The 25,000-nt window shown below is 37.8% G+C and carries 23 protein-coding genes; 13 read left to right on the top strand and 10 right to left on the bottom strand.

The window, feature by feature from the left end:
* Positions 1-2: 2 nt before the first annotated feature.
* Both JR050_RS14925 and JR050_RS14920 read left to right on the top strand, forming a co-directional pair.
* Positions 3-941 carry a TIGR03943 family putative permease subunit gene (locus JR050_RS14925; RefSeq protein ID WP_204204299.1) on the top strand — a complete coding sequence of 313 codons (939 nt, stop codon included), beginning with the start codon at positions 3-5 and terminating at the stop codon, positions 939-941.
* 134 nt (positions 942-1,075) lie between these two features.
* Positions 1,076-1,426: a VOC family protein gene (locus JR050_RS14920; RefSeq protein ID WP_204204298.1), complete on the top strand. Its 351-nt coding sequence runs from the start codon at positions 1,076-1,078 to the stop codon at positions 1,424-1,426.
* Between the two features lie 210 nt (positions 1,427-1,636).
* Here JR050_RS14920 and galE read toward each other — a convergent pair whose 3' ends face one another.
* Both galE and JR050_RS14910 read right to left on the bottom strand, forming a co-directional pair.
* Positions 1,637-2,638 (bottom strand): UDP-glucose 4-epimerase GalE, encoded by a 1,002-nt coding sequence (gene galE / locus JR050_RS14915; protein ID WP_204204297.1) that lies wholly within the window; start codon positions 2,636-2,638, stop codon positions 1,637-1,639.
* A gap of 305 nt (positions 2,639-2,943) precedes the next feature.
* Positions 2,944-3,060 carry a YjcZ family sporulation protein gene (locus JR050_RS14910; RefSeq protein WP_204204296.1) on the bottom strand — a complete coding sequence of 39 codons (117 nt, stop codon included), beginning with the start codon at positions 3,058-3,060 and terminating at the stop codon, positions 2,944-2,946.
* Positions 3,061-3,312: 252 nt separating this feature from the next.
* Between JR050_RS14910 and JR050_RS14905 the strand changes: the two genes are divergently transcribed.
* The gene (locus JR050_RS14905; protein ID WP_204204295.1) at positions 3,313-4,290 is read left to right on the top strand and encodes a ring-cleaving dioxygenase; all 978 of its coding nucleotides are present in this window, start codon (positions 3,313-3,315) and stop codon (positions 4,288-4,290) included.
* A 335-nt stretch (positions 4,291-4,625) separates the two neighbouring features.
* Here JR050_RS14905 and JR050_RS14900 read toward each other — a convergent pair whose 3' ends face one another.
* Positions 4,626-6,662 (bottom strand): extracellular catalytic domain type 1 short-chain-length polyhydroxyalkanoate depolymerase, encoded by a 2,037-nt coding sequence (locus JR050_RS14900; protein ID WP_239454419.1) that lies wholly within the window; start codon positions 6,660-6,662, stop codon positions 4,626-4,628.
* 274 nt (positions 6,663-6,936) lie between these two features.
* On the opposite strand from JR050_RS14900, the gene amyS reads away from it, so the two are divergent.
* Entirely contained in the window at positions 6,937-8,484 is a 1,548-nt protein-coding gene (gene amyS / locus JR050_RS14895; RefSeq protein ID WP_204204294.1) for an alpha-amylase, read from the top strand.
* A 39-nt stretch (positions 8,485-8,523) separates the two neighbouring features.
* On the opposite strand, the gene JR050_RS14890 is transcribed toward amyS, so the two are convergent.
* Positions 8,524-9,966: an aminotransferase-like domain-containing protein gene (locus tag JR050_RS14890; RefSeq protein WP_204204293.1), complete on the bottom strand. Its 1,443-nt coding sequence runs from the start codon at positions 9,964-9,966 to the stop codon at positions 8,524-8,526.
* A gap of 378 nt (positions 9,967-10,344) precedes the next feature.
* On the opposite strand from JR050_RS14890, the gene JR050_RS14885 reads away from it, so the two are divergent.
* The 4 genes from JR050_RS14885 to JR050_RS14870 all read left to right on the top strand — a co-directional run bounded on the left by JR050_RS14885 (position 10,345) and on the right by JR050_RS14870 (position 13,928).
* Positions 10,345-11,997 (top strand): peptide ABC transporter substrate-binding protein, encoded by a 1,653-nt coding sequence (locus JR050_RS14885; protein ID WP_204204292.1) that lies wholly within the window; start codon positions 10,345-10,347, stop codon positions 11,995-11,997.
* Positions 11,998-12,111: 114 nt separating this feature from the next.
* The gene (locus JR050_RS14880; RefSeq protein ID WP_204204291.1) at positions 12,112-12,963 is read left to right on the top strand and encodes an arginase family protein; all 852 of its coding nucleotides are present in this window, start codon (positions 12,112-12,114) and stop codon (positions 12,961-12,963) included.
* 23 nt (positions 12,964-12,986) lie between these two features.
* Complete coding sequence (locus tag JR050_RS14875; RefSeq protein WP_204204290.1) at positions 12,987-13,166, top strand: hypothetical protein; 180 nt, start codon at positions 12,987-12,989, stop codon at positions 13,164-13,166.
* 153 nt (positions 13,167-13,319) lie between these two features.
* A complete protein-coding gene (locus tag JR050_RS14870) occupies positions 13,320-13,928 on the top strand; it encodes a DedA family protein (RefSeq protein ID WP_204204289.1) in 609 nt (202 codons plus the stop codon).
* A 48-nt stretch (positions 13,929-13,976) separates the two neighbouring features.
* On the opposite strand, the gene JR050_RS14865 is transcribed toward JR050_RS14870, so the two are convergent.
* Both JR050_RS14865 and JR050_RS14860 read right to left on the bottom strand, forming a co-directional pair.
* The gene (locus JR050_RS14865; protein ID WP_239454418.1) at positions 13,977-14,999 is read right to left on the bottom strand and encodes a potassium channel family protein; all 1,023 of its coding nucleotides are present in this window, start codon (positions 14,997-14,999) and stop codon (positions 13,977-13,979) included.
* A gap of 12 nt (positions 15,000-15,011) precedes the next feature.
* Positions 15,012-16,262, bottom strand: a complete 1,251-nt coding sequence (locus JR050_RS14860) for a glutathionylspermidine synthase family protein (protein ID WP_204204288.1) — start codon at positions 16,260-16,262, stop codon at positions 15,012-15,014.
* A gap of 109 nt (positions 16,263-16,371) precedes the next feature.
* On the opposite strand from JR050_RS14860, the gene JR050_RS14855 reads away from it, so the two are divergent.
* A complete protein-coding gene (locus JR050_RS14855) occupies positions 16,372-16,818 on the top strand; it encodes an RNA helicase (protein WP_204204287.1) in 447 nt (148 codons plus the stop codon).
* Positions 16,819-16,857: 39 nt separating this feature from the next.
* Here the strand turns inward: JR050_RS14855 and JR050_RS14850 are convergent, their stop codons facing one another.
* The gene (locus JR050_RS14850; RefSeq protein ID WP_204204286.1) at positions 16,858-17,256 is read right to left on the bottom strand and encodes a DUF350 domain-containing protein; all 399 of its coding nucleotides are present in this window, start codon (positions 17,254-17,256) and stop codon (positions 16,858-16,860) included.
* Positions 17,257-17,285: 29 nt separating this feature from the next.
* Entirely contained in the window at positions 17,286-17,609 is a 324-nt protein-coding gene (locus tag JR050_RS14845; RefSeq protein WP_204204285.1) for a hypothetical protein, read from the bottom strand.
* Between the two features lie 258 nt (positions 17,610-17,867).
* On the opposite strand from JR050_RS14845, the gene JR050_RS14840 reads away from it, so the two are divergent.
* On the top strand, positions 17,868-19,541 hold the full coding sequence (locus tag JR050_RS14840; protein ID WP_204204284.1) for a hypothetical protein: 1,674 nt from the start codon (positions 17,868-17,870) through the stop codon (positions 19,539-19,541).
* 230 nt (positions 19,542-19,771) lie between these two features.
* Positions 19,772-20,107, top strand: a complete 336-nt coding sequence (locus JR050_RS14835) for an antibiotic biosynthesis monooxygenase family protein (RefSeq protein WP_204204283.1) — start codon at positions 19,772-19,774, stop codon at positions 20,105-20,107.
* A gap of 18 nt (positions 20,108-20,125) precedes the next feature.
* On the opposite strand, the gene JR050_RS14830 is transcribed toward JR050_RS14835, so the two are convergent.
* Together JR050_RS14830 and JR050_RS14825 are read right to left on the bottom strand one after the other, a co-directional pair.
* Complete coding sequence (locus JR050_RS14830; protein WP_204204389.1) at positions 20,126-21,121, bottom strand: FecCD family ABC transporter permease; 996 nt, start codon at positions 21,119-21,121, stop codon at positions 20,126-20,128.
* Between the two features lie 38 nt (positions 21,122-21,159).
* Positions 21,160-22,206, bottom strand: a complete 1,047-nt coding sequence (locus JR050_RS14825) for a FecCD family ABC transporter permease (protein ID WP_204204282.1) — start codon at positions 22,204-22,206, stop codon at positions 21,160-21,162.
* A 116-nt stretch (positions 22,207-22,322) separates the two neighbouring features.
* Here JR050_RS14825 and JR050_RS14820 point away from each other — a divergent pair, with 116 nt between their 5' ends.
* Both JR050_RS14820 and JR050_RS14815 read left to right on the top strand, forming a co-directional pair.
* Positions 22,323-23,864: an AraC family transcriptional regulator gene (locus JR050_RS14820; protein ID WP_204204281.1), complete on the top strand. Its 1,542-nt coding sequence runs from the start codon at positions 22,323-22,325 to the stop codon at positions 23,862-23,864.
* Between the two features lie 111 nt (positions 23,865-23,975).
* Positions 23,976-24,950 carry an ABC transporter substrate-binding protein gene (locus JR050_RS14815; RefSeq protein ID WP_204204280.1) on the top strand — a complete coding sequence of 325 codons (975 nt, stop codon included), beginning with the start codon at positions 23,976-23,978 and terminating at the stop codon, positions 24,948-24,950.
* The last annotated feature ends 50 nt before the right edge of the window (positions 24,951-25,000 follow it).

Below are 25,000 nucleotides of genomic sequence, written 5' to 3'. Positions count from 1 at the left end.
TCATGCAATTTCATTTTCAACAGGCAGTGAGAGCATTGATACTACTTGCATTTTCTGCTCTTCTTTTTAACATGCATTTCACAGGTGAAATTACAAAGTTTATTAATCCGAAATATGAAGCTTTAAGTCAGATCGCTTCTATATTATTTTTAATTCTTTTCTTTATACAAGTAACAAGAATATGGACAGCGAAAGTAGAAGGACATCATCATGATTGTCAGCATCACGATCATACATGTACCCACGACCATGGGGACAGTAAATTTAATGTAAAAAAACTAGTGTCTTATTGTGTAATCATTACCCCACTTTTAACAGGTTTCTTCCTTCCACCTAAGACGCTTGATGCAGCAGTTGCAAGCAAAAAAGGGGGGATGGCAATCCTTTCAAATCAACAACAGAAAAAAGAGACCGTTGAACAGAAACAAGATGTTACACAAGAGGATACAAGTAGCTCAATTGATAGTTTAGAAGACGAAAGCTTTCTTGAAAGTCCTTTATTAGAAAACCAAAAAACAATCTCTCAAGAAGAGTATGACCAATTAATAAGTAAACTAGAAGATAGCCAAACTATTAAAATGGATGACTTCGTATATAATGCTTATTATGAGGAAATGCACAAAGATATTAGCAAATACGAGGGAAGAAAAATAGAATTAAACGGGTTTGTCTATAAAGAAGAAGGTTTCACACCGGAACAATTGGTTATTTCAAGATTTATTATTACTCATTGTGTGGCAGATGCTAGTATCATAGGATTCTTATCAGAGTTTCCAGAAGCCTCTTCTCTTGATGTAGATACATGGATCAAGGCAGAGGGAGTCATTGAACTTACAACATACAATGACATGGAGCTGCCAATTATTAAGATTACAAAATGGGAGAAAATCACAGAGCCTGAAGAACCTTATATATATCCATTGAGTATAAAGCTACTATAAAAATATGAATAAGTGAAGAACTAGTTAGAGTGCAAACAAGACAAAATTGTTTGCACTCTTTTTTCATTTTGCAGGGAATTACAATTCAAAAGTTTAATTTAAGTATAGATAGGATTTTAAAATAGGAGGATAAAATGTTAAACAAAGTCTGTGTACTAACAGTGAAAGTTGTCAATTTACAAGAAGCGGTTGAATTTTATACAACTGTACTAGATTTTAAGGTTTCCAAGTATTACGGAGAAAAAATTGTAAGTCTAGTGCACGAGGAAGTACCGATTGTTTTAGAGGAAGTAGAGACAACGAATAGCGGGAATAACGTATTAATAGGGATTCTTTCCAACGATATTCAACTGGATTTCAATGCTATGAAGTCGAAGGGGGTAAAAGTACTCTTTGATGAACCAAAACCTTGTCCACCAGGGAGTTATTATATAATTGAAGACCCTAGTGGGAATCAAATTGAGATAGTTGAGTTTTCTAATTAAATAGCTGAAGGCGTATATCGATTGTTTTATTAAAGATACTCTGTATGGGTCTAATTGCCGATGCCACATAATGCACTCCTATCTTAGAGTGAAAAACACTGTAGAAGCATTCCTACAGTGTTTTGTCCGATTTAGTGTGTTGGATTCCATTAGGGATGAATGGTTATTGTTTGATCACTCGTCGCTACTGAGACGAGAAAGAAGGGTAAATCATTTGGGCACAACCTTTTTATATCCATGTGGATGAGTAGAATGCCATCTCCAGGCATCTTCGATAATATTTTCAATTGAAGTACGTGTCGGATTCCAGCCTAACGTCTGTTTCGCCTTTTCAGAACTTGCGATTAGTACACTTGGATCACCTGCTCTACGTAAGCCGATTTTAGCTGGGATGTTTTTACCTGTCACTTTTCTTGCTGATTCAATCATTTCTTTGACTGAAAATCCTTGGCTGCTGCCAAGATTGAATACATCACTTTTTCCACCGTTTCTTAGGTAGTTTAATGATAAAAGGTGTGCCTGAATTAAATCCTCAACGTGAATGTAGTCACGAATACAAGTTCCGTCAGGCGTATCGTAATCCTCACCGAAGATCGTAATATGAGATCTCTGACCTAACGCCGTTTGTAAAATGATTGGGATTAAGTGAGTTTCCGGTCTGTGATCTTCACCGATTTCAGCTGTTTCCCTTGCACCTGCAACATTGAAGTAACGTAAAGAGACATATTTGATGTCATGAGCCTGTTCTGTCCACTTCATTAATTTTTCCATCGTAAGTTTGGTTTCACCATACGTACTCGTAGGGTGTGTTGGAACAGTTTCAGTAATCGGTACTGTTTCTGGTTCTCCATATGTTGCTGCAGTGGAGGAGAATACAATTTTTTTTACATTATGTTCAACCATAACCTTAAGCAATACTTGTGTTCCGTATACATTGTTATCAAAATATTTTAACGGGTCTTCCATTGATTCTCCAACAAGTGAATTGGCAGCAAAATGAATAACAGCGTCGATCGTTTCATTTTCAAATACTGAGCGAAGGAAATTGATATTTCGTATATCTCCTTCATAAAAACTTGCCTTTGGATGAATCGCTTCTCTATGTCCGGTTTCTAGATTATCAATAATTACTACATGTTCCCCTTGATCTATTAATTGATAAACTGCATGTGACCCAATATATCCTGCTCCACCTAAAACTAGTACACTCATTTTAATACACTCCCCGAATCATTTCTTTACACCTTCGCAAATCGTGCACTATAGAATGTGATTATCACCCATTTTATGATAGAACCGCCTAGAAGATTACAACACGTTGGCCGAGGCGAGGGAAACACTGGTAATCTTTTATGACAACCGATGAAGGATTTTATTATCGAAAGGACCCTAAAGAATGTAGAAAAAAGCTATCAATAATCTGATAGCTTTTTTCATGATAAGACTCGGATTGATTATAGAACTCAATTCAGTTTTTTCCATATACACTTTTCTTGTAATAAAGACAGGTGATTCTTTTAGTATCCTGAACCTACATAAGAAGATCCAATAATAATTAAAAGAATAAACAATACAACAAGAAGGGCGAATCCACCGCCGTATCCGAATCCTGTACCTCCAACTGCTTCACTCATTTATCTAATCACCTCCTTGTTTCCATTAACTAACCTATGCTAAAACTAGAAGAATGGAATAGATAAAACCCCAACAATATGAATTTGGGCGTTTGTTTTACAGTGTAGCTTTCCAATGAAACTATGTATAATTTGACGATGCAAAAAAAACATGATATATTTATCTCGAGTTAAAGATATTTTAATTAAGAGTAATAATAGGGACAATAAGGTAAACTATAAAATATAGACATCCAAATTGGAGGAGATATTTTGAATCATTTAAAAGGAATCCACCACGTTACGGCCATTACAAGTAGTGCTGAGAAGAACTATGAATTTTTCACCTATGTATTAGGAATGAGATTAGTAAAGAAAACAGTAAATCAAGATGATATCCAAACCTATCATTTATTCTTTGCAGACGATACAGGAAGTGCTGGTACGGATATGACGTTCTTCGATTTCCCTGGTATTGCAAAAGGGACACATGGAACGAACGAGATTTCGAAAACATCGTTCCGGGTACCAACTGATGAAGCGTTACAGTATTGGGTGAAGCGTTTTGACCAACTTGATGTGAAGCATACAGGAATTAAAGAACAGTTTGGAAAAAAGACAGTTTCCTTTGTTGATTTTGATGGTCAACAGTATCAGCTTATTTCAGATGAATTCAATGAAGGAGTAGCGACTGGAACACCATGGCAGAAGGGGCCGATTCCGTTAGAGTATGCGATTACGGGACTTGGGCCAACCTTTATTCGAATTTCAAATTTTGATTATTTTAAAGAGGTGCTGGAGGAAGTTTTATTATTTAAGGAAATTGCAAGTGATGGACCGTTTCATTTATTTGAAGTAGGTGAAGGGGGCAACGGTGCACAAGTAATTGTCGAACATAATACGGTTCTTCCTCTTGCAAGACAAGGATTCGGAACTGTTCATCATGTTGCTTTCAGAGTAGAAGATCGTGCAGCTTTAGATGAATGGATTAACCGTATTCCGCAATTCGGTTTCCAAACATCAGGTCATGTAGATCGATATTTCTTCGAGTCTTTATATGTAAGAGTAGCTCCACAAATATTATTTGAATTTGCAACAGATGGTCCTGGATTTATGGGAGATGAACCATACGAAACACTTGGTGAAAAGCTATCACTTCCGCCATTCCTTGAACCAAAACGCGAACAAATCGAAAAGCTCGTTCGTCCAATTGATACGGTGAGAAGTACAAAGGAGTTTGTGAAAGAGTAATTGGTAGAGGCTGTTCCAAAAGTATTTTCGGCGAAGAAAAATCCGAACAATCATCTCAAATTCGTTTAATAGGATTTGAATGAGTTCGGATTTTTTTATTTGTTTTGTTAGAGACTAGTTTTGTTTTAAGTATGTTTTAGCTGTTAATTGGAGTGTAAGACGAAGACTCCTGCGGGAGAAGCGAGTTAGGTGAGACCCCGCAGGGAGGAACTGCTCACCAACCGCCCGCGGAAAGCGAAGTCTTGCACGGATATTAACAGCTGTATTAAAAGGCTATCTAATTTGAAATTGTTCGTCTTTGAGTATCGTGTTTTAGTTTTGTCCCAACCTCTATTTTAGTTCGTTGTAATGATCAACTGTGGTGCGTATATCCCGCTCTCACCTCCATAAAGCTCTAACACATCGGAAGCAAAGTTTGCAGATGTATTTCCTTTTATTCGGAATTGAGTACGTCCATTTTTGTTTACATATGTTAACGCACTTATCGGGATGGAAATTTCTGTATAGGAATTGTTGACAGAAGGAACAGCCATAGTTAATATATCGAGCGCTCCATTAGATGAAGGCGTTGCTCCATAGTCTGATTGCTCGAGATTACTCGAGGTTGACCAATAGCCTTTTATGATACTCAGTGATAAAGAATTAACTGTACCGGTCATTGTTTTTCGATAAATACGAAGTTTTGCACTCGATATTGTTGCGCTATCATCCAATCCACTCGTATCAAAGGATAATATACTCCTGTACGTATCAAGGTTACTCATCCCTTTATCACCAACCTTGAGTACAGTGTTACTAAGTCCATCAGCTAAATACATTCCAACAAACCCATCCTCTTGACCAATACTAGAGAAAGATACTGTATTACTCGTATTGGTAATGGTATAGGTTTCTGTCTTCGTCCCTTCTATATTTCCTGCTGAATCCACACTGAAAAATTTAAGAGTTGTGTTAGTGGTAAGAGTTATAGCCCCTGTGTACTTAGTCGAGTTCATAGTAGGAGTAGTTCCATCCGTTGTAAAATAGGTAGTAGCGGATTCATTTGACGATAATTGAACGGTTACTGAATTTGCATACGTACCACCGGCTGGTGATGCCGTAGTAATGGGGGCAGTAGTATCACTAGAGTTTGAGATTGTGTAGGATGCTGATTTCACTGCTTCCTTGTTTCCAAATCCGTCAATACTGAAAAATTTTAATGTTGTTGTTGAGTGAATGGAAATAGGTGTGGTATAGATTGTTGAGTTGGTAGTTGGTGTACTGCCGTCTGTTGTATAGTAAGTTGTAGCAGGTTCATCTGTATTCAACTCGACTGTTAAAGAACTTGAAAATGTTCCACCTGCTCGAGACGGAGTCGTTTTTGGAGGAGTTGTATCAGCCCCACTTTTCGGATTGTTTTTGAAGAATTGCCACATGATTTCACTTGAGTTTGGTCCCCCTGGATCAGTATAGGAACCGGCAACATCTCCACCCGACCATGCATGCCCCATCCCTTCGATCATATATTTCTCCACGATCGACTTTCCGGTTGTGTCCTTATAAATATATTTTGTATAGCTTCGTCCACCAGGTACTTGACCTGTAATTGTTTCATCTGGAGTATCATCAATGTTGTTATTATCATTCCCGTCAGAAGCTAAATCATTTGTTTGTACCCATTGTGAGGCTACTTGGTGCCCGTTAACAGGGTATACAGTGTAATCGGATGTGCCGTGGAAAACAATGGTTGGAACAACCCTTGCGTACGACCCCATTGCATGATATGCAGCAGTTCCTTGTTGTACAGGATTTGGTCCACCGCCAGACATAGCACTATATGCATTGATTTCAGAAGTTGCTGCCTTATATTCAAGTCCAGCCCCAACCCCAATGGCAGCAAATATATCAGGATAAGTTGCTCCCATAATGACAGACATCGCTGCCCCGGCAGATAATCCTGTAACATACACTCTTTCCGAATCAATAGAGAAGTTTTGCTTCACCTTTTGAGTAATTCCTGCGATATGAGCTGGATCTCCAACCCCGCGTGACTGATGTCCAGATAAGAACCACTGCCAGCACTTATTTTGGTTAACAGAAGAAGGTTGGTCAGGATAAACGACAATGAAGGTATCTCTTTCAGCAATTGCGTTCATTTTTGTTCCTGTGGCAAATTGGTCTGGATTTTGTGTACACCCATGTAACATGACAACCATAGGAACGGGATTTCCACTTTGATATCCACTTGGGACGTAAACTTTATACGATTTATTATTGTGACTATACGAGAGAAATTGACCTGCAGCGAGTGTAGTAGAGGTAAAGGGAATTAGGGAAGAGATGAGAAGCGTTAAAATAATTAAAAGATGCCTTGCCTGTTTTACTTTTAACAATATAGATTCCTCCTCTTTTTTAAAAATCTACATTAGACTAACCGCATTCAGTTACAACACAGTTACAGTCATAACATTATTCCAACTATGTAACTATTGAGTTTTATATATATAGTCTATAAAATCTATTTCTTATTTTTTACATATCTATCTTTAGAACGATTTAACTAGAATATGAGAATATTGGACTTATCAAGGGACATAAATGCCAATTATAATAATATTTATAAACGTGCAAACGTTTTCATAAACTTATTGGAAGGATGAGATAGAAATGAAAAAGTTTAAGATTGGTTTATTATTAATTCTAGCTCTTATTTTGTTATTGCCTTCTTTTGCTGGCCAACAGCCAGCAAATGCAGCAACATCTAATAACGGAACTTTAATGCAGTACTTTGAGTGGTATGTACCCAATGATGGTGCTCACTGGTCACGATTGCAAAATGATACTTCAAATCTAGCAAGTAAAGGTATAACAGCAGTTTGGATACCGCCTGCTTATAAAGGTACAACGCAAAATGATGTCGGTTATGGTGCTTACGATTTATATGATTTAGGAGAGTTCAATCAAAAAGGAACAATCCGAACGAAGTATGGTACGAAGTCACAATTGAAATCAGCTATTTCTGCTTTACATAGCCAAAATATTCAAGTTTATGGCGATGTGGTCATGAATCATAAAGGTGGAGCGGATTATACAGAGGCCGTAACGGCTGTTGAAGTAGATCCAAACAACCGAAATATTGAATCATCAGGTGACTATCAAATTGATGCATGGACAGGATTCAACTTTCCAGGGCGTGGAAATACCCACTCTAGCTTTAAGTGGAGATGGTATCATTTTGATGGAACTGATTGGGATGAAAGAAGAGATTTGAATCGAGTTTATAAGTTTCGAGGTACTGGAAAGGCATGGGATTGGGAGGTCTCTGGAGAAAAAGGAAACTACGACTACCTCATGTATGCTGATCTAGACTTTAGTCATCCAGACGTAGCGAACGAAATGAAAAACTGGGGAACATGGTATGCGAGAGAGCTCGGATTAGACGGTTTTCGTTTAGATGCTGTTAAACATATAAAACATGATTATTTACGTGATTGGGTAGGCCATGTTAGAGCACAAACTGGGAAAGAGATGTTTACAGTCGCTGAATACTGGCAAAATGATATCAATGCTTTAAATAACTATTTAGCTAAAACAAATTATAATCATTCTATATTTGACGCACCTTTGCATTACAATTTCCATTATGCTTCAACTAGCAACGGGAATTACGATATGAGAAATATTTTAAATGGCACAGTTGTGGCGAGTCATCCTACACTTGCAGTGACTCTTGTTGAAAATCACGATTCTCAGCCAGGTCAGTCACTTGAATCAGTCGTAAGCTCTTGGTTTAAACCTTTGGCGTATGCCTTTATTTTAACTCGTGGCCAGGGATATCCTTCTGTTTTTTACGGGGATTATTATGGTACGAATGGAAACACGAGTTATGAAATTCCAGCGTTGAAATCTAAAATTGATCCACTTTTAACAGCTCGTAAAAACTATGCCTATGGCACACAACATGATTACTTAGATCATTGGGATATCGTTGGATGGACAAGAGAAGGGGAGGGTTCTCGCGTAAATTCAGGTCTCGCAACTCTCATTACAGATGGACCAGGCGGATCGAAATGGATGTATGTAGGAACTCGAAATGCTGGAGAAGTTTGGTATGATATGACCGGCAATCGTACAAATACAGTTACAATTAACAGTGATGGATGGGGACAATTTTTTGTGAATGGTGGTTCTGTCTCTGTTTATGTTCAAAAATAGTTTAAACGGCCTTCCAGTGGAGGGCCGTTTATCTTGTGGTTAAACATACTTCTTAATATTCTTAAGCGCCTTACTAAATCTCTTCACACCTTCTTCAATTTGATTGTCCTCACTATTCGCAATTGAAAAACGAACGAATCCCTTTTCAGCCCCGTAAACAGTTCCTGGTACAATAATGACTCCCTGATGAATGCATGCTTCCATTAATTCATTCTCATGATGTAAATCCATATTGAGTGAGCACCAATAATTTAGACCGCCTAGTGGACGTTGATACGTAATTTTATCGCCGACATATTGTTGAAGGAATGAATGGAGAAGATTACTTCTATGACTTAATGTGTCCTTCAATGTTTGGAGATTTCCGTTCCAAAATCCGCTTTGGATATATGCCGCGGTAAACTGCATCGTCGTGCGTGACGGTCCGAGACCCATTTGATATTTTGCATCTTTTATATGTTCGAAGATTGTATGATATCCAAGGATCCAGCCTAATTCTATATTCGGTCCAAGCGTATCTGTGAAACTACCAATATGAATCACCAGTTCGTTCGTTTCATCTAATTCATAAAGTGATGGTGGAACTGGTTCAGTCGCGAAATTCAAAGGGCTTGTGCAATCGAACTCGATAATTGGAATCTTTAATTCATTACTTACAGCTAGCAGTTCTTTTCGTTTTTCAAGACTCATTACCACCCCGGTCGGATTTTGGTAGGTAGGTGTTGTCATAAGCATTCGAATTCGGTGACGCTTATATAATTCGCGAACTTCCTCTGGATTAATTCCATCCTCATAAACAGGTAATTTTACAATTTTAATTCCAAATGATGCGAAAAGTTTGACTGTGTATGTGTAAGAAGGCCCCTCTACAGCGATTGCATCTCCTGGGTTAAGCAGGCAATGAATGAGTAAAAGCATAGATTGGTTGATTCCTGAAGTTAATAAAATATTGTTAGGCGATGTAGGAAGGTGCCAATCTTTCTTTAAATGTGAACTCAACACTTCTCTCGTTTTCCAATCTATGAAAGAATTCGATTCATTTTTATACGCATCAGATAAGTTTGAGAAAATTTGCTTTACCTGGTGTTCGGGTAGTTCATAAGGTAAAGTTCCGTTTGCAAGATTAATGATTTCTGGATGTTTACTAACTTCTAAAATTCGTTTCGTTAAAGGCTGTGTTGGAGTAAACGTTACATTACGAGAATGATTCCAGTTAATTAAATTTTTCGGAACAATATCCCATATATGTTCACTAACCACGGTGCCGCTTCCTTGTTTAGAATAAACAAGTCCTGTTTGTCTAAGTTCATTGTAAGCAGTGGTGATTGTGCTTCTATTCACGCCTATTCGTAGAGCTAAATCTCGTTCAGTCGGTAAAATCGATCCTGCTGCTAATTCCCCATTTAAAATATGTAACTCTAATTGCTGGGCGATTTGTTTGTAAAGAGGAACCTTTAACTCTGTGTTCACCACAACGTTCATCGTGAAACCTCCTATATAAAATTCCATTATATTCTATTTATTATAGTATAACCGAATTGGTTGGTAATTTCCACACCAATTATTTCATCAGTTTATCTATAAATTCCTTATATTAATAAAATATTAACCAATTGGTTGGTTAAGTAATATCCAATTGGTTGGTTACAATTGTGAAGGAAGGCGATATGATAAAAACATCCAGAAGCAACCATTAAGAAAATGTCTTAAGTCGAATACCAAACGACCGGTTGGATAGACTTGTAACCTCCCTAAATTACAATCTCATCATGCCGGAATAAGAGATTCAATTAAGATGTGATCATAATGGAAAGATATAAAATTTGCTCACCTGGAAAGTCTAGCTAGGGGGTAGAATCAATGAACAAGAAAGGGTCAATACTTTTAGCTTTATCCCTTCTATTAAGTATGTTCCTTACAGCATGTAGCGGAGGAACTAGTAATGAAGGCAAGAAGAATGGTTCAGATGAAGCTGGTGAAGTAAAACAAGTGATTCGCACAATTGAAACAGCTGAGATTCCAACAATGGATACTGTTCAAGGTACTGACGCAGTAGCGTTCCAAGTAATGAACGAAGTATTTGAAGGGTTATATCGTTTAGACACAAATAACCAACCGACACCTGGAATAGCTGAAAGTCATGAAGTAAGTGAAGATGGTTTAGTGTATACGTTTAAACTACGAGATGCTAAATGGTCAAATGGAACACCCGTAACTGCACATGATTTCGTATATGCATGGCGTTTAGTAGTAGATCCAAACAGTGCATCACAGTATAACTTCATCATGGGTGATATTAAAAACGCAGCTAAGATTGCAGAAGGTGAAATGAAAGTAGAAGACTTAGGTGTAGTTGCACAAGACGAAAAAACATTACAAGTCACACTTGAAAAACCAACACCTTATTTCTTATCACTTACAACGTTTGCGGTATTTTTACCACAAAATGAAGAGTTCCGTACTGGGCAAGGTGAAAACTATGCACTAGAAAGTGAGAACTTAATCTATAACGGACCTTTTACATTAGAAGAATGGCAGCATGAAGAAGGATGGAAGCTAGTAAAGAATGAATCATATTGGGATTCAGAAACTGTAAAGCTAGATGAAGTAGTGGTAAAGGTCGTAAAAGACCCTGCAACAGCAGTGAGTTTATATGAAACAGCACAGATTGATCGAACTCAAGGCTTGGCTTCTGACTATGTATCAAAATATATAGATCATGAAGATTTAGTAACGTATGGAGAGCCAACGCTATTCTTCTTTAAGTTCAATCAAACGCGTGAGGCACTGGCCAATGTAGATATTCGTAAAGCGATTAGTATGGCAATTGATAAGCAAGGTTTTACAGATGTTATTTTAAATAACGGTTCAATTCCAGCTTATTTTGCAGTACCAAAGGACTTTGTTTCACACCCAGATACAGGAGAAGACTTCCGCGTGAAAAATCCTGAGTTTTTAAATGGTGATGTAAAAGTCGCCCAAGAGCATTGGGAAAAAGGATTACAAGCATTAGGAGAAAGCTCCATTGAGCTTGAGTTATTAGGCGGAGACACTGAAACAGCGATGAAAACGCAAGAGTATTTCAAAAATCAGCTGGAGACAAATTTACCTGGCTTAACAATCAAGCTATTAAACGTACCGTTCAAGCAACGTTTAGAGATAGATGATGCCATGAATTATGATATCCAATTATCTGGATGGGGGCCCGACTATCAAGATGCCATGACATTTATGGATCTTTGGGTAACAGACGGTGGACACAACAAGATGGGATACTCGAACGCTGAATTCGATAAGTTGATCAACGATGCAAAAACAACATTAGCAGGCGATCAAGTTGCACGCTTTGAAGCAATTCAAGAAGCAGAAAGAATCCTGTTAGAAGAAGACGCAGCAATAGCACCACTTTACCAACGTGGTACATCACTACTACAAAAACAATTCGTAAAAAATGTACCCATTCACTCCTTCGGTCCAGAAGTATCATACAAATGGGCATACGTTGAAAAATAAAATCATTCTTTAGGGGTATGACAAAATCATACCCCTCTTCACTTCAACACTTTAAAGGAATGGGGGCCTGGCCCCCATTCCTTTAAAGTAGTAAATTGTTAAAGGGGTTTGGGCATGAAGGTTAATGTTGTAGGGGTACCGACGAATATGGGAGCTTTGTTTTCGGGTACTGAGTTGAGTCCAATGGCTTTGAGGGAAGCGGGACTTATTAGCAAGTTGGAGGAAGTATCAGAGGTGACGGATTATGGCGATATTACCCTTCCGAACTTTTTGCCAAGACATAATACCCCACCGATTCGTCATTACCCAGGACCGAGGTTGGTGTGGGAAGAACTTACAAAAGCAAAGCTATTTGAAGAGAATGTATTCTCGCTGATTCTCGGAGGAGATTGTAGTATCATAGTCGGGACGACAACAAATTTAACAGAGAAGTTTGGTGAGGATGTTCATGTTATTGTAATCGATGCCCATGTTGATGATGTGGCTCCTGAGCCGGAGAACTGTGTAGGAGCTGCTGCGATGGGGTTGTGGTTTCTGACACACGCAAATATATTTTGGCCAAAACACCTTAGTGCGAATAACTTCACTGTAATTGGATGTCAAACCGGTTACACTCAAACAGCAGTTGATCCAATCTCTCTTCCCTTGTTAAGACAGTTCGGAATTCACGCTGCGGTTCAAAGAGTGTTAGAGAAGTGTGGAAAAGATACGAAAATACTGCTCCATCTTGATGTTGACGTCATCAATGAAAAAGAAATGCCAGCAGCATATTCACCAAGCAAAGAAGGACTAACATACCAAGAATGTTCTATGTTACTAAAAGAACTTCTGAAGGATCCTAGACTAGTCGGATTGGAAGTTACTGAGTTTTCTGCGTTAAAAGACGATAGAGGTATTGAGGCTGAAAAACTCGTTAATTTTATAGTAAATACGATTGCATCGAAAAGAGAACTGCCTGCTAGGTAGTTCTTTTTGGGTTGAGTTATAATATGGTTAATATTTACAAAAAGCTGATAAAATCAAAATTTCGCCAGAAAAAAGCAGCATATCGCCAAAAAAATTCTGAAATCGCCAGAAAAAAAGCGGACTTCGCCAAAAAAATAAAAATATCGCCAGATCATGCTTCCCCGTCCAACACTCACCCCATTACAAATGAAGAAAATTTATAAAAGGCTAGCAAATAAGACAATCTTTGATACAATAACATGTAGTAGAAGACAAGTAACTCATAAAACAAGCATAAGTTTAAACATACAAGCATATCAAATAGACGAGGAACTAAAACAACTAGTACAACTTTAATGTAATTTTGGAGGATTAGCATGCAAACTTGGATTACGGAATTTATGGAGCAGTTCGGATATATTGGAATATTACTATTGATTGCATTAGAAAACATCTTCCCGCCGATTCCATCGGAAGTAGTGTTAACAGCTGGTGGTTTTATGACAACAACAACGGATTTAACCATCCCTGGAGTCATCATCGCTGCCACACTAGGTTCAGTTCTCGGAGCAATCATTTTATACGGTGTAGGTCGTTTACTCGATGTTCAACGCCTTGAGAAAATCGTAGACCGCTGGGGACACATTCTTCGAGTATCCAAAGATGATATTTATAAAGCGGATGCATGGTTTGATAAATACGGCTATTGGACGGTTTTATTTTGCCGAATGATTCCATTAATTCGAAGCCTCATTTCCATTCCAGCAGGGATGTCCAATATGAACTTTGGTTTGTTCCTCGTTTTCACAACAATCGGGACATTAATCTGGAACATCGTACTTGTATGTGTAGGAGCAGCAGTAGGGGAGTCATGGGAAGATATCCTATATTACATGGACATCTACTCTAACATTGCGTATGCACTCATCGCTATTGGTGGTATTACATTTATCGTTTGGTTTTTCCGTAGAAAAAAAGCTAGATAAACAAATTAAAGTCCCTTCTCACCAACAGAGAAGGGACTTTGTTATATATTACATCAAACTCTTCGCCTTTTCACCACTCGTCACAATATACAAGCGATCTGAATCTGCTAAATGTTCATTCGCTCGCTTCGCCACATCCATATGCATGCCGACAGCGATAAGGGTAGCTCCTTGTTCAAATAGCTCCATTGCCGCATCTCGGTACGTATTCCAATGAGGTTTTCTTCGAATTTCATATAAATCTTCACCGTACTGTTTACTCAACAACTGATTAAAAATATTGCTCGACATAGGGTTAATTGTAGCATTTGCGATTAATCTAGAAACTGATTCATTTGATAAGATAAAGTCATCCACTTTCACATGCTTAAATTTAGGGATGTTATCTTCCTTCATCACTTCAACAATCGTATGTAAATTTTTGCCGTGCTTTTCTGATAGCGATTCAACTGCGGTTGCAATTAATAATGATTTTCCATCTGCAAGTGTTGGTTTATCAATGGAATCATCTGAAAATATGGCAATTCGTTTCGCTTCTAATATGTTGGCTCTTAGTAACGTTTTTTCCTCAGAAGGATCTCCAGAGATAAAGTGAACATGTGGGTGATCGTACGGAATTTTTTCTAACGCCTCATCAATTAAAACAATATGACACGTTGGATCAGCCGTTAGCACTTCATCAATTGCTTCTTTCGTTCGCTTCGACCAATCAATGTATACAAAATGATCCTTTTTATGAAAATCCATTCTTCCTTCCTCCCGTGCACTCTTGTATTGAATAACCGAACTTTGCATTTTTCCGATAAAAATGGTTAATAGCAAAATACCGTATATATAAAAGAACATTCCAATGACCCGGCCTAACGTAGACGTTGGATAAAAATCACCGTATCCGACCGTTGTTGCGGTTGTCATTGTGTACCAAAAAGCATCGAAGTACGTAGGAAATGTCTCGGGTTCTACGATATAAAACATTCCTGCAGACAATGAAAGAATAATAAAAGTAAAAATAAAGACTACGAAAAAACTTAAATTCATAACCTGCTGCCAAAACTTCGCAAAGAAAAACAATAAAACTCCTCCTTACTTGTTCATTCCAACGGGTAGAAAATAACTAAGGTTGTTTGTTATTTGGTGACCGACTCTAAACCCTATGCTACTTGCTTCACCGTTTAATAAAAATGTCCCTACCATGATGTGACCTTCTGTTACACCTTTAACCGTTTTAAATGTTGTTTTCGGTAAATCAACGTATTTTTGATACACAGAGAGGTAGTGAGTATAGCTTTTTTGCAATTCCTCCTCGACTTTCATTCCACTTCCATCAAAGATTTCAACCGTATCACCTTCGCGACCAAAGATAGGCTTCTTCACAAACTTCACTTTATTTTTTAAAAATGCATCTGGCTCAAGATACGTTGGTAAAAAATGCTCCTGAATCCAACTATGTTCCTCTTCAGAAAAGAACGGTGATTGTTCTTCATGCAAGCCCCATATAACCGACATGACGGCTTTATTTTGTAATAAAAAGGCACTTGGAGGATTTACAACTGCAAGTTTCCGCTTAAGTACTAGATCCATCAGTTGTAATCCGATTTTTTCATGAGTTTCGTGATCTTCATCTAAAATTAAACTCTCAATAGGAAACGTTTGCCTATATAAAACATCTATGGGACGACCTTCGTTATCAAGCAATGCTTCACCTTTTATAATGGTTAGTTCGTGAAGAGGGACGTAGTTTGCCCGAAGTCCTGATTGCTCCATTAAATAAAGAAGTGTATTTCGGTCCTCCACATGGTCGTGGTGTGAGGTAAATACAATGTTAGGGTAGTGAGAGCGATTTAATAATTTATAAGAATCTTTGATTGCTTGCTGCACGGTATTTTTCAATACTTCTTCTTCATTCACATTAGGATCTTTATACCCAAACTCTTCGCAAACCCTACCGTTCATTCTAAAAAGCTCGTAAATAAAAGTGGGAGTATCTGCATTAAATTCTAATAGTTTATGAGTACCTTCAACAAAAACGGAATCAAACCGTCCAATTACAGTTTCGGCAGAGATCCCAACTTGTCTCATAAACTTAATGGTTTCCTTTGGATACCCCATTTCTAAAAATGTTTCTTCACCAATTGTCTCCGAGCGAAGTAGACTGGCTGTTTTGAAAAAAAGCTGTCCCATTTTATGAGCGAATTCTCTTGCTTGACGCACGAACTCCTTGTCTACAAGGTGAACATCGTAAAGACCATATTCTTGGCCGTATAAATCTGCCCAAAATTCCGGTACTTGATGATAAAATTTTTCTCTTTTATCGATATGTTCTTGTAAATTCAATGTAACCAACACCTTTTGTTATCTAGTAAGTTCCATTATACATTATCGGTTTCTTTCGATAGGTCAATAATGGTATGATTTTTATATTAAGAAATGGGAGGAATCTATAGTGAAGACAATGGTGTATTACATACAATCAGGTACGTCGTATATCCCTTTTTATGAATATTCTACCTCTACAATTGAGCAAGATGAAATATATGCCCGTCAGCTTTGTGAGTTTTTTATTAAGGATGGAAGAGAATATGAGTTATATTCAAATGAAATGGCTGGAGATGAAGAAGTATTAATTATTCAAGAAAAAGGAGCGGCCACAAAATTTTCGAATGAGAAAACATACCCAAATGGAATTCATATGGAAATCAGGCAATATCGAAATATTGGAGAGATGACCCTTCTTCATACGTTTCAACTGAACACACATTGGGAGGCAATTCGCTATTTGCTAAAAGATGTCATTGAAGTTCCAGGCTATGGCCAAATGGTCAGAGATTCAGCTGAAATGGATGAAGACCGTAAATGTTATGTAGTTTATGTAACGAAAGTAACAGAATAAAAGTACTGCCCCATTAGAAATGGGGCAGATTTTTATAGTTTAATAAGTTAAGCAAGCTGCCACGATCCACCCAACAGATAAAGATAAAAGCAATAATAAGATACCAACAGCCTTGTTGTCTTTTTCAATAGCATCTGAAATACTAAAACGAATCGTAATGAGTTCTGAGATGAAGAAGAATAGTAATTGAGCGACAAGTCCAACTACACCCCAAATAACCATGTCTAATAACGAAACAGAGTTTGTAATAGCTGAACCAAGAACGAAGGCAATACCAAGTAGTTTACCACCAAATGATAAAGCGGCAGCTTGGTTTCCTTTTCCAATTAATTCAAACTCTTTATGACGTGTAACCAAGACGATTATTAACATTGCCGCAATAAATACTCCCAATGCCGTTAATGCATAAATAGAAAAGCTTTGTAACAGATTACCCATTTTTTATTTCCTCCCAACTAATATCATGATTAACTTCCGCTAAAGCTACTGCCACTTCCGAATCCTTTACCACCTTGAAAACTGGAGCTGCTCTTATAGCTTTTATAAGAAGGACTTGAGTATAAGGCACTTTTGCTTCGAAAAAAGCCTCCACCGTAGAAAAAATGTCCGTAGTAACGTGAAGAGTTGTCATCACATTCCCATACGCCATCACTATTATCCCAGTCCCATTCATCACAATCTGTATCAGTAGGTGGTGCAGTACGATTCTCTGCATCTGAACAACCAACCAAACTACCGGCTACAACAGCTGCTGTAACTCCTGCAAGAAGCCTCTTTGTTTTACTTTCCATAAACCTTTCCCTCCTTTGTATACCTGTCATGTAATACGTATGTAGTGTTAAGTAGGATTCAACAATTTTTCACAAAATAAATACCAGTTTATCCAAGTTTCTCCAAAACCACTAACCCCATCCAATGTATCATATAAAAATCCTAAATAGAATATTCCGTTTGAAAAAATAGTTGTTAATCTATTGGAAAATTAAATGAAACTTTTGAGAAGATAGAAACGTATAAACTACTAACTCAGTTTTGGAAGGAGAACGTAAATGGGCAATATATTTTTATTTTCCCTAATTGTTGGGTTAGTTACAGCAATCATTGTGCTACCCTTCACGAATCATAAGAAAAAAGAGAAAAGCAAGTATAGACAATCTGGATTTATTTTTACACTAGTTCTAATCATACCTTTAACCTTTGCTTTCTACTACTTCAGTAATCTGGATCGGAACTTTTCATCGTTATGGATGTATTCAATTGTGATTACCGGTGCAGGAGCACTCTTAGCTTCTGGAAAAGAACGAGTGTTTAAGGCCGTCTTATTTATTGGAACGCTGTTTTTGGCGATTTATATGTTATCGGCGACAATATTTAACGCAAATGAGAAGTACGAAATTGCTAAGATGGATCAAAAAACAGAGATTACAGCATTCGATGACTCAAAAACTCCTGCAAGTGTACCACCTCAATTTGCTCGTAATAAGATGAGAAAAGCATTTGGTCAGGTCCCGAATACGAGTTACTATGAACTTGGCAACCTGCAAATTCAAAAGATCAATGGAGAATTTGTATATATTGCACCAGTTGAGTTTTCAGGATTTTTTAAATGGGTGAATGGAGATAAAATTCCAGGTTATTTTAGTTTAAGTGCCACTGATTCATCAGCAAATCCTAAATTCATTAAAGCAGACATGAATTATACTCCATCTGCTTATTTCCATAAAAATATAGATAGAAAAATCCGAATGGAATATCCGACATATATTTTTTATGGTGATCCACAATTAGAGATTGATGATGAAGGAGCTCCACATTACATTCGAACCTTTGGTGAGTTTGTATCTGCAAGAAACGGGTTTGTTGCAAAGGGAGTTGTCGTCGTAAATCCTAAAAGCGGTCGGGCGGAGTTGTATCCGTTATCTGAAGTTCCAGCATTTATAGATGGTTCTGTTTCCCCGGAAGCTGTAAGCTTACAAAATAGTTATTTTGGAAACTATGTACACGGGTTTTGGAACAGTATTTTTGGGAAAACAGATGTGAAGCTGCCTTCTGATGAAGGTACAGAGGCAAATGTCAGCCCGATATTTGATGAAGCGGGAGATATGTATTACTTCACTGACTTTTCAAGTCCAAAAGAGGGTGTCGATTCGATGTTAGGGTACTCTCTCACAAATGGAAGAACCGGAAAAGCAACGTATTATACTGGAAATCTAGAAGAATCGTATATGGATTCTGAAGGTGCCTTACAGATTATAGAAAAGAAGTTCATTGAGAAAAAGTGGCATGGAGCGATGCCGATTCTGTATAACTTCTATGGAGAAGCTAGCTGGTTAGCACCAGTATTAGATTCAAACGGATTCTTGCAAAATTACTTCATTGTATCTGCAGCAAATCCTGAAATCTCTGTATATGGTAATACTCCAAACGATGCATTGAAAAAGTACAAAACATCGCTTCAAAGAGGAGGAAGTACCGTAGATGGCAGCTCTGATGCGGAGGAAAAGAAAACGAGTGGAACGATAGAGAGAGTGTATAAGGAAAAGAATGGGGATTACACAGTCGTCTCATTCTTGTTAAATACTCGTCAAAACTTTATTGTTTCATCTGAAAATGAACCCCTGGTAATTTATTTGCAAGAAGGGGATCGTGTTCAAATTAGTTACTTGGACACTGGTGAAGACTTCTTACCGGTAAAGAAAATTAGTATTGACGGAATAGAGTAATACAAAAGCGAGGATAGCCCAAAGTCAACGATTCAAGACTTATGGGACATCCTCTTTTTTATTACCAGTAAAATATTAGAGTCTTGGTAAGAGTTGAAGAATTTTAAGCACAAATAATAACCTACCAAACTAGCATTCAATTCAAAAAAAGCAAATAATTGTAAAAATGTATTGAAAATGATAATTATTCTCATTTATAATGAACGTATTAAGAAAAGGAGGGAATATTCATGTTTTTACAATTAAAATCATTTAAAGTGACTGAAGGTCATGCAGATAAGATGGTGGAACGATTTGCAGGACGTGGTGTAATTGAAGAACAGCCGGGTTTTATTGATTTAAGTGTGTTTAAAAAGAAACAAAGAAGAGGCGATGAAGAAGTAATCGTGCTCGTTCGGTGGGAATCTGAAGAAAATTGGAAGGCATGGGAAACGAGTGAAATCCATCTCCAAGGACATCGTGAAAATCAAGGTAAACCAGGACCGGCGTACATATTAGAAGGTAACCAGCAAGTATACAACATGCTCGGTCAAAAGACATATAAAGATCCACAAGAAATAGGTTAAAAGGGAGATACCTCCCTTTTATGCCTTCAAAGATGTTCCTTTTCTAGAAAGGAGCATAACTAACAAATAGGGTGCACCAATAATTGAAATAACTACACCAACTGGAATGTCTGCGGGTGCTAATAGATTTTTCCCAATTAAATCAGCCAACAAGACGAGTAACGCACCAATTAAAGCTGAAAGTGGAAGCAGAATGTAATAGTTAGAGCCTATGAGACGTCTTGCGAGATGAGGTCCAAGTAAACCGATAAAAGAGATTCCTCCCCCAACAGAAACACAAGCTCCAGCAAGTGCAGCTGAAGTACAAAGTAAAAAGGCCCGTTGCCATTCAACCTTCATACCAAGTCCTTTTGCAATAGAATCACTTAAAAGTAATACATTAAGAGTTCTGCTTTTGAAAAAGGAAATTGGCACAATCAGTAGCAGCCATGGTAGTAGTGCATATACATAATTCCATTGCGTTCCCCAAATACTCCCTATCAACCATATGGTTGCTTTTTGAAAATCTCTTGGATCCATTTTCAGCTGGAAGATAATAAGTAATGCCCCGCATAATGCATTAATACCAATTCCTACTAGCAGCAGGCGACCGGGATCTACTCCTTTTTTCCACGAGAAAACATAAATAAGAACGGCAGTAGTCATCGCTCCTATAAATGCAAACAGAGGGAGGAAGTAGGGAGAATGCAAGACAATACTATCAGACTGACTTTGCAAAAAGTATATACATAAAACAACAGCCAGACCTGCCCCTGCATTGATTCCAAGTATACCGGGATCCGCAAGGGAGTTTTGAGACAATCCTTGTAATATGGCACCCGATAAAGCCAGACCTGCTCCAATTAAAATGGCAAGTATCATTCTCGGTAATCGGAGTTCAAAGAGAACAAGCTCCTGCTGAGCAGATCCATTTCCTGAAATAGTCAGTATTATGTCACGAACACTAATGGATAAAACACCAGTGGATAAACTGGTAACAAAAATTACACATATAAGCAGAGAAAAAAATACCATCCATGCCAAGGGACGTATGGAAAAGGAACGGTTATTCACTACAACGACCTCCTCTTTTGGCGAGATAAATATAAGAAAACAGGTACACCTAAGATGGCAGTAATGGCACTAACTGGCGTTTCAAACGGAGGATTAACCATCCTTGCCCCGATGTCTGAAATGATAAGGAGAAGTGCCCCGCATATTGCACTGCAAGGGATGATCCACCTATAATCACTGCCAATGAGTAAGCGTACAATATGTGGAATAATGAGACCTAAAAAGCCAATCATTCCAGCTATCGAAACAGCTATCCCGGAGAGGATAATAACTGCTAGAAGTCCAATGATTCGAATCTTTGCATTCGATTGGCCAAGACTGCTCGAAACATCCTCACCCATTGATAAAATTGTTAAAGGTCTACTTATCCACATTGAAAGGATGAGTCCAATAATCACAGTAGGAATTAATATAGTGACGTGCATCCACTTTGTTCCAGATAGACCACCTGCAAACCAAAAGCTTAAATCTTGTGATAATTGATAATGAATGGCAATTCCTGTAGACAATGCACTAAAAAGCATACTAAGGGCAGCACCAGCTAGTGTTAACGTTACAGGAGATGTTCGATCCTTCGATATGACTGTAAAAGCCAAAACGATACACGCAGCAATTGCAGATCCGGCAAAGGACCAGATAAGAAGTACCCAATACGAACCAGTGGAAAATACTGCGAGATAAATAGCAATGGCAAGGCCAGCTCCATGTGTGATTCCAATGATTGATGGATCGGCTAACGGATTGCGAGTAATACCTTGCATTATAGCGCCAGCCGCCGCAAGTGCTATTCCAATAAGTAATGCCGTAATCGCTCTCGGTAATCGAACCTCACGAATTAACTGATGCTCCATATTATCGGGTTGGAAGGAAAGAAATGAGTCAAGGATAACCTTAAATGAGATGGGAATTGCTCCAAAACCGATAGAAAGTATAAAACTTATACATACAAAGATTAACCCTAGTAACGGCCACTTCAGCTTAACGGCAAACGAACCTGGAGCAAAGGTATCCTCTTTTTTCACTTCTGAATGAGGACTGCTGGACATATTCATCATTCCTTTTTTTTAGTGAAAATGATTATCATTTTCACCATTGATGACTACTAATCTACTATTTATTTCCTAACTTTGTCAATAAATTTTAAATGAAGAGGGTGACTTATTTGTCCACAACAAAGAAAGCAGCAACTTTCACACGGGTTGATTGCTTAACGATACTAAGAGGTCAGCAGTATACACTGAATTCTTTATGTAGTGACAGATTGTTAATTTACATCGTTGAAGGAACAGGTTGGCTTTCTCACTTTGATGTCGTGGAAGAGCTTAAAGGAGGCATGACAAAACTAGTAAGAACTTCAGAAGTGATAACTGCGGTATCAAAGTTAACGATATACAAACTAGACATGGGAGAGGACTTACTTTCATCTTTAACGATTACGGATGGTTTCTGTTTTGCTGAAGTAGCACAGGTGAAAATACTCCCAACGTGGAAAGAGCTATTAAAACTGCAACAGGCAACATCCATCTCAGAAAAATGCAGATATTATCAACTTATCTGGAGCCTCTTTGAAGTTGTAACGGATCAATCAGCAGTAGATGGAATAGAGGAAGTAGCTATCTACATAAAACAACACCTTTACGAAAGTGTTTCGATAGGTGAGCTGTCCATGAAAGTTGGAATGACGCCTACTTCCTTTACCCGGGCGTTTAAGAAGAAAATGAACTTAACACCAAAGGAGTACATGAATAAAGAGAGAGTAAGACGTTCTAAAGAGCTTTTAATACAGGGAACTGATATGACATTAAAGGAAATAGCACACCAAATTGGTCTTCAGGATGAATTTTATTTTAGTCGATTCTTTAAAAAACATGTAGGAATACCTCCGGCGGAGTTCATTAAAAGAAGAGAAAAGAAAGTAGCCGTTGTCAGTCAACTTTTTTTACAAGATTGTTTGGTAGCACTAGGTATTCAACCTGTTGCGGCTCCAGCCTATCCAACTACATACCCATTAACAAAGGGAATACCCTCATACTTAGTGGAGGAGCTAGAAGGCACATACTTATTGAATGCAGAAAAGCCATTTAATCGGGATGAAATAATACAATCTCATCCTGACGTGATTATAAAAACAGTTCTTCATCCGAGTAATGAGCAGAGCTCATTATGGACACAGCAAACAAATTTAATTTCGATTCCACAACACTCAAACTGGGAAGGTTATTTAAAAGAGCTGGCTTTACTGTTTGGAATGGAGTATAAAGTAAAACGTATTATTGGTGAAATAGAGCAGCTTGAAGATAACTTAAAAAGGTGCTTATCCTCTAAAATGAGAAACGGGGAGTGGGTAATCATCTGGATTCGGGAAAATGAAATTCGCTTATATGGGCGAAATCATCATGCCTTTGTCCAATTTTTCTACCAGACGCTGGGCTTTACTCCACATCCTTCGGTACCGGAAAGTTATTATGTCACAATTAGTCTTGAAGAACTCTGCAATATAAATCCTGATTACATATTAATCTTATGGAGTCACGAATGTGATGTACAAAAAATTACTTCAACGGAACAATGGAAAAGGTTAAAGGCTTCCGAGCAAAAGAAAGTCTTCTTTCCGAATAGTTTGGAGTGGGACCCATGGGGACCGCTTGGGCGTAAGCACATGATTCATGATTTTTATCAATTTTTTACCAAACATGTTGAGTGATTAGCTGGATGATAAGAATGTCCATGCAAGTTGTTGAAAATGGCTATGTTCATTCTAATTGATAATACTTATCATTGATAATGAAAATCATTCACATTCAGGGGGATAATCATGAAAAACTTATTAAGTATGTTAAGTATTCTACTGCTCACGGTAATTTTTGTAGCCGGTTGCGGTAATAATTCAATGAAATCCAGTGGAGAAAATGACACAAAATCCACTGAGGTAAGCCAAGGCACATCGGATGAAAAGGAAGATGCAAATGACACGATAACTGTTTCGCATTTGTATGGTGAAGCGAAAGTTCCAAAAGATCCTAAGAAGGTAATCCTTTTGTCGCATGTATCATGGGAGGGATCACTTGTATCAGTAGGCGTAAAACCATTTGCTGTGATGGCTTATGATAATGAGTTTCCACCACATTTAGTAGAGGAACTACAAGGAGTAACACCATTGCCATATGCAGATGAAATTAACCCGGAAGAAATAGTTAAATTAAATCCTGATTTATTAATTATTAGTGACAGGTACAAACCTTTGTATGACCAATTATCTGAAACAATTCCAACTGTGGTAGTTGAGGTTGGAGGAGATTGGAAGGAAGATCATCTTAAGGTAACCGAAGCAGTAGGGAAACTTGAAGAAGGTAAAAAGGTTATTAAGGACTTAGAGACAGAAGCAGCAGAGATAGGTAAGAATATTAAAGAAAAAGTTGGGGAAGAGAAGTTCATGGCAGTAGCAATCAATAAAAAGGATATCCGTGTGTACGGCTTAATCAATCATGCAACGAACTCCCTATTATTTGAGGATTTACAGCTAACTCCTGCAGAAGGGCTTCCAAACGATTTTGGCGAAAATATATCCATTGAAGGACTTGCAAAGTACAATCCTGATCATATTATTGATGTCACTTATTTTAATAGTGGTGAGTTTTACGATACTGTCACACAAGGTGAAGTTTGGAATAATCTAACAGCTGTTAAAAATAAGAATGTACATACCCTCTCAACAACATGGGGCTTTTGGGATCCAATCGAAAGGCAAAAAGGTCTAAAGGAAATTCAAGCTATTCTATTAGGTGAATAAAACTACTGTGAAGATGGTTCTTATGAAAATAAGAACCATCTTCATAATAA

The sequence above is a fragment of the Bacillus suaedaesalsae genome, assembly GCF_016890225.1.
GTDB lineage: Bacteria > Bacillota > Bacilli > Bacillales > SA4 > Bacillus_BS > Bacillus_BS suaedaesalsae.
Note: the sequence above shows the minus strand (reverse complement) of the source record. Positions and strands in the feature narration are given on the sequence as shown.

Excerpts from the sequence above, each read along its gene's own strand:
- JR050_RS14925 (WP_204204299.1), top strand. The coding sequence starts at position 3 with ATGCAATTTCATTTTCAACAGGCAGTGAGAGCATTGATACTACTTGCA.
- JR050_RS14920 (WP_204204298.1), top strand. The coding sequence starts at position 1,076 with ATGTTAAACAAAGTCTGTGTACTAACAGTGAAAGTTGTCAATTTACAA.
- galE (WP_204204297.1), bottom strand. The coding sequence starts at position 2,638 with ATGAGTGTACTAGTTTTAGGTGGAGCAGGATATATTGGGTCACATGCA.
- JR050_RS14910 (WP_204204296.1), bottom strand. The coding sequence starts at position 3,060 with ATGAGTGAAGCAGTTGGAGGTACAGGATTCGGATACGGCGGTGGATTC.
- amyS (WP_204204294.1), top strand. The coding sequence starts at position 6,937 with ATGAAAAAGTTTAAGATTGGTTTATTATTAATTCTAGCTCTTATTTTG.
- JR050_RS14890 (WP_204204293.1), bottom strand. The coding sequence starts at position 9,966 with ATGAACGTTGTGGTGAACACAGAGTTAAAGGTTCCTCTTTACAAACAA.
- JR050_RS14885 (WP_204204292.1), top strand. The coding sequence starts at position 10,345 with ATGAACAAGAAAGGGTCAATACTTTTAGCTTTATCCCTTCTATTAAGT.
- JR050_RS14880 (WP_204204291.1), top strand. The coding sequence starts at position 12,112 with ATGAAGGTTAATGTTGTAGGGGTACCGACGAATATGGGAGCTTTGTTT.
- JR050_RS14875 (WP_204204290.1), top strand. The coding sequence starts at position 12,987 with ATGGTTAATATTTACAAAAAGCTGATAAAATCAAAATTTCGCCAGAAA.
- JR050_RS14870 (WP_204204289.1), top strand. The coding sequence starts at position 13,320 with ATGCAAACTTGGATTACGGAATTTATGGAGCAGTTCGGATATATTGGA.
- JR050_RS14850 (WP_204204286.1), bottom strand. The coding sequence starts at position 17,256 with ATGGGTAATCTGTTACAAAGCTTTTCTATTTATGCATTAACGGCATTG.
- JR050_RS14845 (WP_204204285.1), bottom strand. The coding sequence starts at position 17,609 with ATGGAAAGTAAAACAAAGAGGCTTCTTGCAGGAGTTACAGCAGCTGTT.
- JR050_RS14840 (WP_204204284.1), top strand. The coding sequence starts at position 17,868 with ATGGGCAATATATTTTTATTTTCCCTAATTGTTGGGTTAGTTACAGCA.
- JR050_RS14835 (WP_204204283.1), top strand. The coding sequence starts at position 19,772 with ATGTTTTTACAATTAAAATCATTTAAAGTGACTGAAGGTCATGCAGAT.
- JR050_RS14830 (WP_204204389.1), bottom strand. The coding sequence starts at position 21,121 with ATGGTATTTTTTTCTCTGCTTATATGTGTAATTTTTGTTACCAGTTTA.
- JR050_RS14825 (WP_204204282.1), bottom strand. The coding sequence starts at position 22,206 with ATGTCCAGCAGTCCTCATTCAGAAGTGAAAAAAGAGGATACCTTTGCT.
- JR050_RS14815 (WP_204204280.1), top strand. The coding sequence starts at position 23,976 with ATGAAAAACTTATTAAGTATGTTAAGTATTCTACTGCTCACGGTAATT.